Below are 13,376 nucleotides of genomic sequence, written 5' to 3' on the forward strand. Positions count from 1 at the left end.
AAAATAAATTTTGTTAATTATGGTTTGTCGATAATGCTAATCATACAACTTGCTGATCTAAATAATGCTAGCGTGGATTTTTCTGTTTTATCTCCCCAAATTATTGATGCAGCAGATAAATTAAATGATCACCGCAAAAAACAATTTTTAGTTTGTCGGTCAATATTGGCAAGTTTACTTAAACGTTATTGTGCTATTCCTATATTACCCGATATCATTATTGGGGATAACAACCGTCCTTGTTTTTTAGAACCAAAATTGCCTGATTTCAATATTAGTCATAGTCAAAATAAGGTAGCAGTGGCGGTTTCATTGACGGGAAAAGTTGGATTAGATATTGAAGTTGCACGAGAGCGGAGGAATTATCTTAATGTAGCCGAAAATTTTTTTTATGAAGATGAATATCAATGGATAATTAAGCAACCTGACAAATTATCAGCTTTTTGGCAGTTGTGGACATTAAAAGAGTCAGCACTAAAATTATACGCTAAAGGTGTTTGGCAAATTAAGTCAGTTAATGTTGATATAGATAACGGTATAATTAGTGCACCTTTTGCTGAACACTTTTATCATCAATATTATCAAATTAAAGATGTTCACCTTGCCGTTAACAGTAATATTCCAATAAGCAAATGTGAATTACTAGTATAATTGAAGCTAATTTATTATTTTTTAATTACTTTATGTTTTTAGTTTATACTCATTCAAATAGGTACGTTGGATAGGCGCATTTTAATATTGTTCAAGTAATTAAATGAGATATATTTGTTGTAGAATTTTTTTGTTCTTTTCATCTAACTGATATTCTTCAGCTAACCAATTATCAACTGTGCCATAATGCTCTTTTATTGCAGTAATAGCAGCTAATAAATAGTCTTTTTTGGCGGCAAAAATTAGTCTACGATTTTCTAGTTTATCAGGATTTAATTTATATTTTTCTTTTTCTTTATATTGGTTTAATAACCATTCCCGATAGTTGGCTAATAGCTGTTCGGTAAGTAAATAATCTTGCATAATATTATCTTCACTCACTCCTAATGCAAATAGGATTAACGCCACGCCAACTCCGGTACGATCTTTACCCACGGCACAATGTTGTACTAAAGGTTTACCATCAGCACTAAGTAAAATAGAGGTGAGTTTTTGATAAGCGGGATTATTAAATGGTAACTTTTGATATAGTTTTATCATAAAATCGAATGGGGAACGTTTTTTTAGAATTTTATTATCATCTTCCAAGTCACTGGTTAAACTAGCGGTAACCTCATTATTCAAAGGGTTGGCAGGAACATTAATATAATTGGCATTATGCCATAGCCTATCTGGGAAGTGTTCAATTTCTTTTTGATCTCGATAATCGATCACATAATGTAGTTTTAATTGATTAGCTAAAAATTCACCTTCGCTAGGTGTAATATGCGCAAAGGTCCCAGCTCTGTATAACATTCCCGGTCGAATTTGGTAACCATCTATGGTTTTGATTCCTCCCAAATCCCGGAAATTGACTCCATTTTTTATTGGTACCACTGTCATTGCTTATCCTTAATAATTCTTAACTTCGCTTGCTATATTAACATGTTTCTGATTAAATTTAATTCATTGTTTATCATTATTGAGGTTCTATATTATGTCGATGTTATCTATTTTGCTTTCAGATAAACCTGCTCCATTACAATGGGGGAAGGGAGCTTTATTGAGTTTTTTGGATGATACAATTACTATTCACTACAAACCAGAACACCGTTTAGGTGCTATTCAACGAGCTGGACGCAAATTAGATAATCAAGGTATCAATTCAGTCAAATTAGGTGGTGAGAATTGGGATTTAGAAGCCTGTTGGCATTTTTGGTTAGGTTATCGGAATGCTAAAAAAAGCACTAAAATAACTTGGGCAAAACTTAGTAGTAAAGATAAACAAGAATTAAAACATCGTTTGGCCATTATTGATTGGTGTCGTGATATTGTTAATCAACCGGCAGAAACATTAAGTCCACTTGAACTGGCTACTCAAAGTGCAAACTTAATTAACTCCTATACAAAGGATGTCACCTATAAAATTATTTCGGGTGATGCCTTAAAAGAACATGACTATATGGGAATTTATACGGTAGGGAAAGGTTCGGATAGACCAGCGGCTTTACTTGAGCTTGATTATAATCCAACTAAAAATTCGAAAACTCCGGTTACTGTTTGTTTAGTTGGTAAGGGAATTACTTTTGATTCGGGTGGCTACAGTTTAAAACCAAGTAGTTTTATGGAGTCGATGCGTGCTGATATGGGAGGAGCAGCATTAGTTACCGGGGCGTTAGCACTTGCGATTGCCAGAGGAGTAAATCATCGAATTAAATTGTATTTATGTTGCGCTGATAATTTAGTTAGTGGTAATGCATTTAAGTTAGGTGACATTATTCGTTATCGTAATGGTAAGACAGTAGAAGTTGATAATACTGATGCTGAAGGACGTCTAGTGTTAGCTGATGGCTTAATTTGTGCTGATAATGACAAGCCGCATTATATTATTGATTGTGCTACCCTAACCGGTGCTGCTAAAATCGCTGTAGGTAATGATTATCAGTCATTATTATCGTTTGATGATACATTTGCTAGCCTATTACTAGCTAGTAGTGAAATTGAACATGAAGCTTTTTGGCGTTTGCCATTAGCCGAATTCCATCGCTCTCAGTTTCCTTCAGCCTTTGCTGATATAGCCAATTCAGGTCTACCAAATACGGCAGGAGCAAGTACAGCGGCAGCATTTTTGTCGCATTTTATTAAAAATTATGCGCAAAATTGGTTACATATTGATTGTTCTGCAACATTTCGTAAAAGTTCCACAGCTTTATGGGCTACCGGAGCAACAGGTATCGGTATTAGGACTATAGCTAATTTGATTGGCAAACTGAAATAAAAAACCACTTGGAAAAGTGGTTTTTAGGGGGAAAAAATATCAACAAGAATTTAATTATTTGTTGTCGATAACGACAGCTTTCTTGATATAAATAGGCTCAACAGGTACATTTTGGTGTGGGCCTACTCTTTTAGTCGGTACATTAACGATTTTATCAACTACATCCATTCCTTTAATAACTTTTCCAAACACTGCATAACCATAGCTTTCGGGAGATTTATAATTGAGTGCATTATTATCAACTACGTTAATAAAGAATTGGCTAGTTGCACTATCAATAGCACTTGTTCTTGCCATAGCAATAGTACCACGATCATTTTTTAGACCATTATTAGCCTCATTTTTGATTGGTGGATTATTTTCTTTGAATTTTAATTGATCATCGGCACCACCACCTTGAATCATAAAGCCTGGTATTACACGATGGAAAGTTAGATTTTCGTAGAAACCATTGTTTACATAATCAAGAAAATTTTTGGTACTTATTGGTGCATGCTCACTGTCTAATTCTATTTCTATATCGCCCATACTGGTTTGTAACAATACTTTGGTATCAGCTATAGCTGCAGTGGAAAGCATAATTAAAAATAAACTTATAAATAACGTTTTGATTCTTTTCATTTTTAAAATCCTCGACCAAATTTATTGGCAGATTATACCGAAAATTAAATTAATTTAAATAACAATATGCAAAATTAAGTAAAATTTTGTATACCAGATCGTAATTTTATTTACTGGTGATATAAAAATATTGCTAGATAAGTACATTATAGTTGAATCTATTTATGATAATTAACTGACGTTAATAATTTATGCGCTGTATGTTATGTAATATGCCATTATATTTACCTAATCATGGTATTTGTAATCAATGTATAAAAAACTTACCTAAGTTGGATAAAGTCTGCTATCGGTGTGGTTTACCTCATTCTTTGGTAACTGATATTTGTTATCGTTGTCGTGAAAAAAAGCCTTATTGGGATGATCTTGTTGCTGCCTCAGATTATATTAATCCATTAAAAAAATTGATTCATCATTTAAAATTCAATCAGAGGATTGAAGTACAACTGGCTCTTGCCAGATTAATGTTTTTAGCATGGTATAAAAGAAGAGAAGCTATGGGCATTAGTAAACCGGATTTAGTCACATGTGTGCCACTACATCATATTCGCTATTGGTCGCGGGGATTTAATCAAGCTCAATTATTGGCTAAACCAATAGCTAAATGGTTAAATCGAGATTTTGCACCTTATTTATTAGGTCGAAAGTCTCAAGCTGTAGATCAAAAGAATTTATCACTAGAACAGCGGTCGTTTAATGTTGAAAAGCTGTTTATTTGTAAACAAAATATAGCTAATAAATCAGTCATGCTTATTGATGATATTGTTACATCTGGTAATACTATTAATGCTATTAGTAAGCAATTAAAAAATCGTGGAGCAATCAGAGTACAAATTATTTGTTTATGCCGTACAGTATTGTAAAATCTTAAACAGACCCTATAATAACCAACAAGGTTAGTCAACTATTATTATAAATGATGTGCGGTATTATTTATACCAAATTGCATCAGAGTGAGGGGCTTATGTCTATAATTACCATTTCCGAATCAGCTCAACAGCATTTTAAGAAATTACTTGCTAATCAACCGGATGGTACACAGATTCGCGTCTTTGTAATTAATCCCGGTACGCCAAGTGCTGAATGTGGTGTTTCATACTGCCCAGCTGATACTATTGAAGATAATGATATCGAGGAAAAACAATCATCTGGATTTTCAGTTTATATTGATGAGATTAGTGCACCATTTTTAGAAGAAACGGTAATTGACTATGTTACTGATGAACTAGGCTCTCAATTAACATTAAAAGCACCAAATTCAAAAATGAAAAAAGTTGCTGATGATGCTCCTTTAATAGAGCGTGTTAATTATGTGATTCAAGCACAAGTGAATCCACAATTAGCAAGTCATGGAGGTCATGTTAGTTTGATTGAATTGACCGAAGATAATTATGTAGTGTTACAATTTGGTGGTGGTTGTAATGGTTGTTCAATGGTAGATTATACCTTGAAAGAAGGAATCGAAAAGCAATTATTAGCCGAGTTTCCAGAGCTTGCGGGTGTTAAAGATGTTACGGAACACCAAGCAGGAAGTCACTCTTATTACTAAAATAATTTTTATTTTATTCTTGCTTATTATGGTGATTAAGTCATAATCGCATGATGTTTTTCAGTTCACTATAAGATGGGGTTTTATGAATCAAGTTAGTATTATTTCAGATCTTATCGTTTGGATTGAGAAAAATCTGGAGCAGCCGTTATCTATCGATAATGTGGCGCTAAAATCTGGCTATTCAAAATGGCATCTGCAACGGATGTTTAAAGAAGTAACTGGTCAAGTATTAGGTACATATATTCGTCATCGACGTTTAACTTATGCGGCGCTATCTTTACGCATGACCAGCAAACCTATTTTAGATATAGCCATGCAGTATCGTTTCGATTCCCAACAAACGTTTACGCGGTCATTTAAAAAACAGTTTAATGAAACTCCAGCTAGCTATAGGCGAGCAGAGTTTTGGGATCCTACCGGATTAACACCAGCAATTGATTTAAATAAAAACCATCTTGCGTTACCCGAGCCAACTTTTGTTGATATGCCAAAGCAAAGATTTTGGGGAATTACTTATAAAAATAATTGTAATTTAAGTAGATTGTTGGATGAAGAAAATAATTTAAGAGTACAATTCTTTCATAACTATTTGTCTCGATATTCTAATAAAAAAGAACAATTACCCGATAAGATTTATGCTTTTAGCCGAATTTTAAAAAGTAATGATAATGCTAATGAACAAGAATTACTTTATACAATTGCTTTAGATCACAATAATGATCTTGAATATATTGAAGAAATTACCAGTGAAGGTGGGTTATATTTGTGTTTTAAATATATAGGTTCACTTGATAATTTTAAAGATTTTATTTCTCAGGTACATCTGGCAGCAATGCCAGCTTTAAAGGTTCGTTTACGGGTAGGCAGTATAATTGAAATTCATCATAACCGTCACGATGAGACGGTTGAATCGGTTAAAGATGTTCAATGTATGGAATGTGATTATTGTGTTCCTGTAGTAACAGAAGATGAAGTTAATCTTCATTAAGATCTGTAATCTTAAATACAAATTTATTCATCATTCAATTTTAATAAAGTCTTTTCTAACCAAGTTTTAAATTCTGGTGTGGCTTCTTTTAAACTATTTGATCCCCGGGTTACTGTTGCTATACCTATCCCTAGTTGTTCTTTAAGTTGACGTTGATTAATTGAACCATCAAGTAATGAGTGAATAATTTTCACTCGTGTGATTAAAGCTTCCCTTTCATCAGCCGTCATGAGCAGTTTTAACATATCAATTGCATAACCATCATTAAATGCTTGGTGTAAGATTGCTATTGTTTGTTGCCATTGTTCAGTTTTCATTTTAAATACCATTAATATTGTCGTTCGAATTCATTTTTAGAAAGAATATTAGTGTTTGGTTGCCCTAAAATTATTTGATAAATATAAGCGTAAACTAGTACATTTTTGACATAGTTGCGCGTTTCTGTAAAAGGAATGCTATCAATAAAAGCGATAACATCAAGCTTACCATCACTGGTGTTAAGCCAACGTTTTACTCGGTTAGGTCCAGCGTTATATGCAGCAGAAGCTAGAATACGATTATTATCATTTAGTAGGTATAAATTATTTAAAAAATAAGTACCTAATTGTATGTTTATTTGAGGGTCAAATAATTGTGACGGTGAGTAATAAGTCACAGAACTAACTTTTTTTGCTGTTTCTTTTGCTGTTGCTGGCATTAATTGCATTAAACCACTAGCACCAGTAGGTGATTGTACGCTGGAGTCAAATGCACTTTCTTGACGAGAAATGGCTAATGCATAGGATAAAGGAATTGCTTTATCATTTAATGCTTGAATATAGAAATCATTATACATAATAGGTAAACGTTCAGTCCAATTATCCCATAACTTGCCGACAATTGTTGCTTGGATGCTAAGATCCCCCCAACCTTTTTGGTAAGCATATTTGGCCAAATTTAAGTATTCATTGTTGGCTGTATGGTTATTTAACATATAGCGCCATTCACGATTAGACTCAGCTAACATGCCCCAATATCGTAATTCAGCAATTCTTTGTATAACTGGTTTATTTTCATATTTATCTTTTAAGTTAGTAAATTCGGTTTTTGAAATATTAGTTGATTGATTATTAAGTGAATAGGGTTTATTCAATTGCTGAGCACTAACCATGCCATAAAAACCGCGATTATTTGTTAGTGTTTGTAAAATAGTATTAGCTTCATTTTTTTGATTATTATTGATTAACACTTGTGCTTGCCAATATTGCCAATCTTCTTTTGTCTTTGCTTCAGAAGGTAGTAGATCCAACCAATAACTGATATCCGTATAATTATTTTCGCTAATTGCCAAACGAATGCGTTTTTCAATTAATGTAGTATCGTGGCTTTTAGCAATATAATCATCGCGCCATTTAATTTGATCGTTAGTTACTGAATCATTAAAGTAACTATTGGCTAAACTTTTTTGCAATAAACTTTGTTCAGTTTCATTTAATGTTTGTTGTTTAATTAATTGTGGTAACAAGGAGGCAGCTAGATTCATATCTGCTTTAACTAAACGAGGAAAAGATGCTATAACAATTTTTTTAGTAAATGGGCTAGGGGTTATATTCTTCGAAAAATCAGCTAGTTTTCGCGGATTATCTAATAAAGCTAATAAATTAGCTTTGGTGGTTTTGTAGTCGGATTCTAATAAATTAGTTAGATGACGAGCTAGCCTTAAATTGTTTGTTTCAAAGGCTAATTCTGTACGCAGTAATATCAAATTAGCCGTTCGATTACCTGCTTGAGCCCAGGCATCTAATAATGGATCGCATTCTGAAGGCAGTTCTTTACCTGTCCTCCATAATTCGTCAATAGTACTAAAAGCAGATTCATTATCACCTTGCTGTAATAATGCATAGTTATATCGACAAGTTGATATCATAGAGTTGTCTTTAGGAAACGCAACAATTGAATTCCAATCTTGGCGATTGGTTAATTCGGTTAAGTAAGCTTGAATAAGTGATGAAGTTAAAGGAAATTCATTATATTCATTAACAAAATTGCTTACTATTTGTGGTTGAAGCATTGTCAGGTTTTTTTGAAAAAATTGAACGGCTACATAAGGATATAGAGAATAACTCTTTAAGGAGTTAAGTAATGTTTGTTGTTCATCAAAATTCATTGATTGATAGGAGTTAAGCCATTTTTGATAATTTACTCGTAGATCTTGTTGAGAATAACTTGCTAAACTATTTCTTGAAAAAAAGAATAGCCCTATTATCAAAAAATAACGTAAAACTAATTTCATCCTTAAACTCCTGTATCAAATTAGTTTATTAGATTAGCATATTATGTTATTGCTCGTCGATGAAGAACTATAGTTTAATTCCTACTAAAATGCTCAACTAAATACTTGACTAAACTAAGAGGATATATACAATATTAACTATCAATAATTGAGGGATATGATTAATGAAGTTAACATCAAAAGGGCGATATGCAGTAACTGCAATGCTGGATGTTGCATTACATTCTAATGCCGGTCCAGTATCACTTGCCGATATTTCAGTGCGTCAGGAAATCTCTCTCTCTTATCTTGAACAATTGTTTGCCCGATTACGGAAAAATGGCTTAGTTATGAGCGTAAGGGGTCCTGGTGGTGGTTATGTACTCAGCCGAAGCATGGATCAAATTGCGATTAGTTCTATTGTTAAAGCAGTAAATGAAAATGTACATGCAACAAAATGTAATGGAGAAAAGGGTTGCCAAGGCGGTGTAAAATGTTTAACCCATTCTCTATGGAATGACCTAAGCGATCGTATAGATGATTTTTTAACCAGTATTACCTTAAGTGAATTAGTTAATAACAAAGAAGTTAAAGCGGTAGCTGATAGACAAACCAATTTACAGCGCGTTAGAGTTAATTAATAAAAGAAAAATATAAAGTTTTTAATTTGGAGCAATTAATGAAATTACCTATTTATATGGATTATGCAGCGACTACTCCAGTAGATCCAAGAGTTGCTGAAAAAATGATGCAATATCTAACTCCAGATGGGATTTTTGGTAATCCGGCCTCTCGATCACATAAATTTGGTTGGCAAGCAGAAGAAGCCGTCGATATAGCACGTAATCAAATTGCTGATCTGATTGGTGCAGATTCTCGAGAAATAGTGTTTACATCAGGTGCAACAGAAGCTGATAACCTTGCTATCAAAGGTGCTGCTCATTTTAATCAAGCAAAAGGTAAGCATATTATTACCTGCAAAACGGAACATAAAGCTGTACTGGATACTTGCCGTCAATTAGAGCGTGAAGGATATGAGGTTACTTATTTAGCACCAGAATCAAACGGTATAATTGATCTCGCTAAATTAGCGGCTGTAATGCGCCCAGATACAACAGTTGTATCAATTATGCACGTAAATAATGAAACTGGAGTGGTTCAAGACATTGAAAAAATAGGTGAAATGTGTCGGCAAAGAAAAATTGTTTTCCATGTTGATGCGACCCAAAGTGTTGGTAAATTACCAATAGATCTTACTAAATTAAAAGTTGATTTAATGTCTTTTTCAGGTCATAAGATCTATGGTCCTAAAGGTATTGGTGGTCTTTATGTAAGGCGTAAGCCTCGAGTACGTATTGAAGCTCAAATGCATGGTGGTGGACATGAAAGAGGCATGCGTTCAGGTACTTTACCAGTTCATCAAATTGTAGGTATGGGTGAAGCTTATCGTATTGCTAAAGAAGAAATGGCAACAGAAATGCCACGTTTATTGGCTTTGAAAAACCGCTTATGGAATGGCTTAAAAGATATTGAAGAAGTTTATCTTAATGGTTCTTTAGAGCATAGTGCACCAAATATTATTAATATTAGCTTTGCTTATATTGAAGGTGAATCATTGATGATGGCACTAAAAGATTTAGCTGTGTCATCGGGATCTGCTTGTACATCTGCTAGTTTAGAACCTTCTTATGTTTTGCGAGCATTAGGCCTTAATGATGAGTTGGCTCATAGTTCAATTCGTTTTTCCTTTGGTCGTTTTAGTACTGAAGAAGAAGTCGATTATGTTATTAAACTAATTAAAAATTCTATAGGTAAATTAAGAGATTTATCCCCAATTTGGGAAATGTTTAAACAAGGCGTTGATCTAACTAAAATCAAATGGTCTGCACATTAAAATTAGGAGTAAATTATGGCGTATAGTGAAAAGGTTGTTGATCATTATGAAAATCCTCGTAATGTAGGTTCTTTTGATCAAAATGATCCTAATGTGGGTAGTGGCATGGTGGGTGCACCTGCGTGTGGTGATGTTATGCGCTTACAAATCAAAGTGAATGATGATGGGATTATTGAAGATGCTAAGTTTAAGACTTATGGATGTGGTAGTGCAATTGCATCGAGCTCACTGGTGACTGAATGGATAAAAGGTAAGTCTTTAGATGAAGCTGAAGCGATAAAAAATACCGATATTGCTAAAGAACTTGCTTTACCACCTGTTAAAATTCATTGTTCAATTTTGGCTGAAGATGCAATCAAAGCTGCAATTGAAGATTATAAAACTAAAAAAGGACAACACTAATGGCAATTACCTTAACCAGTAGTGCAGCTAATCGTGTTCAATCTTTTTTAGCTAATCGAGGTAAAGGAGTCGGTCTTCGATTAGGAGTTAAGACATCGGGTTGTTCTGGCATGGCTTATGTTTTAGAGTTTGCCGATACCATCAATGATGAAGATAGTGTATTTGAAGATAAAAATGTCAAAGTGATTGTTGATAAAAAAAGTTTAGTTTACATTGATGGAACTGAACTTGATTTTGTTAAAGAGGGATTAAACGAAGGTTTCAAATTTAATAATCCCAATGCACAAAATGAATGTGGTTGCGGCGAAAGCTTTAATGTTTAATTGGATCTATTATCATGACTAATTACTTTGAGCTATTTGAATTACCTACTCAATTACCTGTTGATACCACAATATTGACCAAACATTATCAGCAATTGCAAAGGCAATACCATCCAGATAATTTTGCTTCCGTAAATGATAATGAAAAAGTCTTAATCATTCAGAAATCAGCAATGATTAATGATGCATATAAAATATTAAAGAATCCTATTACAGCAGCAGAATATTTTTTATCTCTCCAAGGTTTTGACGTTTCAACAGAACAGAATATTATCCATGATGCTGATTTTTTACTGGAACAATTTTCTCTACGTGAGAGGCTTGATAATATAGAAAATCAGGATGATTTTGATTTATTAGATGATTTTCATGCTGAAATTGTTGAATGTAGAAAAAATGTTTATGATCAATTATTGCAATATATTAAAGAGCAAGATTGGAAAGCTGCACTTAATCACATCTATAAAATTCGTTATCTCAACAGATTAATTGAACAAATTGAAAAGATACAAGAAAAGCAGTTTGCTTTATAATTTGAGATAAATAAATGTCAATTAGAGATATATTACATGGTACTTTTACAGATCAGTGAACCCGGACAAACACCAGCCCCTCATCAACGTCGTTTAGCAATAGGCATTGATCTAGGAACAACTAACTCATTAGTTGCAACTGTACGTAGTGGAAAAAGCGAAGTTTTAGCTGATTTAGAAGATGAACCATTATTACCTTCAGTTGTACATTATGGGCGCGACCATGATGACAATCTTATTGTTACTGTTGGGAAAAATGCTAAAATTAATTCAGCTAAAGATCCACAGAATACTGTTAGTTCAATCAAACGACTCATGGGTAGAAGTTTATCTGATCTTGATCTATCCCAGTTCCCTTATTCATTTTCGCAAAGTGAAAATGGTGTACCTTTGCTTAATTTACCTAATGATCAAGTTAATCCAGTACAGGTTTCCTCAGAAATTTTATTGGCACTAGTTAATCGAGCTAAAGAGGCATTAACTGGCGAAATTGATGGTGCAGTGATTACTGTTCCTGCCTATTTTGATGATGCTCAACGGCAAGCAACTAAGGATGCAGCTAAATTAGCTGGACTACATGTATTACGTCTTTTAAATGAACCAACATCAGCAGCTATTGCTTATGGTTTAGACTCCGGTAAAGAAGGGGTAATTGCAGTTTATGATCTAGGTGGTGGGACATTTGATATTTCTATTTTGCGTTTACATAAAGGTGTATTTGAAGTTTTAGCAACTAGTGGCGATTCTGCACTTGGTGGTGATGATTTTGATCGCTTGCTTGCAGACTACATAAAATTAGAATTGGGAATTGATAATAATACCGATCCTTTTCTTAATCAGACAATCATTAATCAAGCTGTTAATGCAAAAATTGCCTTAAGTAATCAAGATTCCGTTTTATTTAATCTTGATAATCAATCATTGGTAATAACTCGAAAGCAATTTGAAAAGTTAATCGAACCGTTGGTAAAAAAAACTTTAGCTGTGTGTCGAAGAGCGCTAAAAGATGCCAATATTAGTATTCATGAAGTAGTGGAAGTTGTCATGGTTGGAGGGTCTACCCGAGTACCGTTAGTTCGCCAGTTAGTGGGGAATTATTTCCAAGCAGAACCTCTAACTTCTATTGATCCCGACAAAGTGGTTGCGATTGGTGCTGCCATACAAGCAGATATCTTGGTCGGTAATAAACCTGATTCTGATATGTTATTGCTAGATGTAATTCCCTTATCTTTAGGAATTGAAACTATGGGGGAACTGGTTGAAAAAATTATTCCTCGTAATAGTACTATTCCATGCGCAAGAGCTCAAGAGTTTACAACATTTAAAGATGGTCAAACCGCGATGTTAATCCATGTTTTACAAGGTGAGCGAGAAAGTGTTGCTGATTGCCGATCATTAGCAAAATTCACTTTGCATGGAATACCTCCTATGTCTGCTGGAGCAGCTCATATTAGAGTCACCTTTCAAGTTGATGCTGATGGTTTATTAAGCGTTACTGCTATGGAGAAATCGACGGGAATTGAAGCTGCAATTCAGGTTAAACCATCTTATGGGCTAACGGATAATGAAATTGCTAGTATGATTCAAGATTCAATAAATTATGCTGAACAAGATAAGCAATCTAGACTACTTACAGAACAAAAAGTTGAAGCAGCAAGAGTACTTGAAAGTTTGCAAAGTGCTTTAGATAAAGATGCAGATTTATTAAATGAACAACAACTTAATCAAATTTTAGTTGCTAAGCATCAGTTAGAGGCAGCTAGTCATGCGAACAATAGTTACGAAATTGAAAAACAAATTAAAATTGTTGATAACGTTACTCAAGAATTCGCAGCAAAGCGTATGGATCGATCTATTCGTGAAGCATTAGCTGGTCATAAGGTTGATGATATTTAATTAACGGG

General features: G+C 33.8%; 15 protein-coding genes. 11 read left to right on the plus strand and 4 right to left on the minus strand.

What is annotated here, in order from left to right:
* The first annotated feature begins 33 nt into the window (after window positions 1-33).
* Complete coding sequence (locus A9G13_RS08680; protein WP_065557228.1) at window positions 34-651, plus strand: 4'-phosphopantetheinyl transferase family protein; 618 nt, start codon at window positions 34-36, stop codon at window positions 649-651.
* Between the two features lie 99 nt (window positions 652-750).
* Here the strand turns inward: A9G13_RS08680 and A9G13_RS08685 are convergent, their stop codons facing one another.
* The gene (locus A9G13_RS08685) at window positions 751-1,533 is read right to left on the minus strand and encodes a tyrosine-protein phosphatase (protein WP_065557229.1); all 783 of its coding nucleotides are present in this window, start codon (window positions 1,531-1,533) and stop codon (window positions 751-753) included.
* A 94-nt stretch (window positions 1,534-1,627) separates the two neighbouring features.
* Here A9G13_RS08685 and pepB point away from each other — a divergent pair, with 94 nt between their 5' ends.
* Window positions 1,628-2,908 carry an aminopeptidase PepB gene (gene pepB / locus A9G13_RS08690; RefSeq protein WP_065557230.1) on the plus strand — a complete coding sequence of 427 codons (1,281 nt, stop codon included), beginning with the start codon at window positions 1,628-1,630 and terminating at the stop codon, window positions 2,906-2,908.
* Between the two features lie 54 nt (window positions 2,909-2,962).
* On the opposite strand, the gene A9G13_RS08695 is transcribed toward pepB, so the two are convergent.
* Window positions 2,963-3,529, minus strand: a complete 567-nt coding sequence (locus tag A9G13_RS08695; RefSeq protein WP_065557231.1) for a peptidylprolyl isomerase — start codon at window positions 3,527-3,529, stop codon at window positions 2,963-2,965.
* Between the two features lie 212 nt (window positions 3,530-3,741).
* On the opposite strand from A9G13_RS08695, the gene A9G13_RS08700 reads away from it, so the two are divergent.
* The 3 genes from A9G13_RS08700 to robA all read left to right on the plus strand — a co-directional run bounded on the left by A9G13_RS08700 (window position 3,742) and on the right by robA (window position 6,069).
* Window positions 3,742-4,392, plus strand: a complete 651-nt coding sequence (locus A9G13_RS08700) for a phosphoribosyltransferase family protein (protein WP_176701966.1) — start codon at window positions 3,742-3,744, stop codon at window positions 4,390-4,392.
* Between the two features lie 101 nt (window positions 4,393-4,493).
* Window positions 4,494-5,078 (plus strand): Fe-S biogenesis protein NfuA, encoded by a 585-nt coding sequence (nfuA, locus tag A9G13_RS08705; RefSeq protein WP_304363228.1) that lies wholly within the window; start codon window positions 4,494-4,496, stop codon window positions 5,076-5,078.
* A gap of 85 nt (window positions 5,079-5,163) precedes the next feature.
* The gene (robA, locus tag A9G13_RS08710) at window positions 5,164-6,069 is read left to right on the plus strand and encodes an MDR efflux pump AcrAB transcriptional activator RobA (protein ID WP_065557233.1); all 906 of its coding nucleotides are present in this window, start codon (window positions 5,164-5,166) and stop codon (window positions 6,067-6,069) included.
* A 23-nt stretch (window positions 6,070-6,092) separates the two neighbouring features.
* Here robA and trpR read toward each other — a convergent pair whose 3' ends face one another.
* Window positions 6,093-6,386: a trp operon repressor gene (gene trpR, locus A9G13_RS08715; protein WP_218059218.1), complete on the minus strand. Its 294-nt coding sequence runs from the start codon at window positions 6,384-6,386 to the stop codon at window positions 6,093-6,095.
* Between the two features lie 11 nt (window positions 6,387-6,397).
* Window positions 6,398-8,341 (minus strand): murein transglycosylase, encoded by a 1,944-nt coding sequence (gene sltY, locus A9G13_RS08720; RefSeq protein ID WP_065557235.1) that lies wholly within the window; start codon window positions 8,339-8,341, stop codon window positions 6,398-6,400.
* 164 nt (window positions 8,342-8,505) lie between these two features.
* Here sltY and iscR point away from each other — a divergent pair, with 164 nt between their 5' ends.
* From iscR to hscA, 6 genes are read left to right on the plus strand one after another with little or no spacing between them, the layout of a single operon-like run.
* Window positions 8,506-8,961, plus strand: a complete 456-nt coding sequence (gene iscR / locus A9G13_RS08725) for a Fe-S cluster assembly transcriptional regulator IscR (RefSeq protein ID WP_065557236.1) — start codon at window positions 8,506-8,508, stop codon at window positions 8,959-8,961.
* A gap of 38 nt (window positions 8,962-8,999) precedes the next feature.
* Window positions 9,000-10,214 carry an IscS subfamily cysteine desulfurase gene (locus A9G13_RS08730; RefSeq protein WP_065557237.1) on the plus strand — a complete coding sequence of 405 codons (1,215 nt, stop codon included), beginning with the start codon at window positions 9,000-9,002 and terminating at the stop codon, window positions 10,212-10,214.
* Between the two features lie 15 nt (window positions 10,215-10,229).
* Window positions 10,230-10,616: a Fe-S cluster assembly scaffold IscU gene (iscU, locus tag A9G13_RS08735; protein ID WP_065557238.1), complete on the plus strand. Its 387-nt coding sequence runs from the start codon at window positions 10,230-10,232 to the stop codon at window positions 10,614-10,616.
* Entirely contained in the window at window positions 10,616-10,939 is a 324-nt protein-coding gene (gene iscA / locus A9G13_RS08740; protein WP_065557239.1) for an iron-sulfur cluster assembly protein IscA, read from the plus strand. The genes iscU and iscA overlap by 1 nt, the downstream gene beginning before the upstream one ends.
* 14 nt (window positions 10,940-10,953) lie before the next feature.
* On the plus strand, window positions 10,954-11,472 hold the full coding sequence (gene hscB, locus A9G13_RS08745; protein ID WP_065557240.1) for a Fe-S protein assembly co-chaperone HscB: 519 nt from the start codon (window positions 10,954-10,956) through the stop codon (window positions 11,470-11,472).
* Window positions 11,473-11,508: 36 nt separating this feature from the next.
* Complete coding sequence (gene hscA / locus A9G13_RS08750; RefSeq protein WP_065557241.1) at window positions 11,509-13,368, plus strand: Fe-S protein assembly chaperone HscA; 1,860 nt, start codon at window positions 11,509-11,511, stop codon at window positions 13,366-13,368.
* The last annotated feature ends 8 nt before the right edge of the window (window positions 13,369-13,376 follow it).

The sequence above is a fragment of the Gilliamella sp. wkB178 genome, from assembly GCF_001690705.1.
GTDB lineage: Bacteria > Pseudomonadota > Gammaproteobacteria > Enterobacterales > Orbaceae > Gilliamella > Gilliamella apicola_K.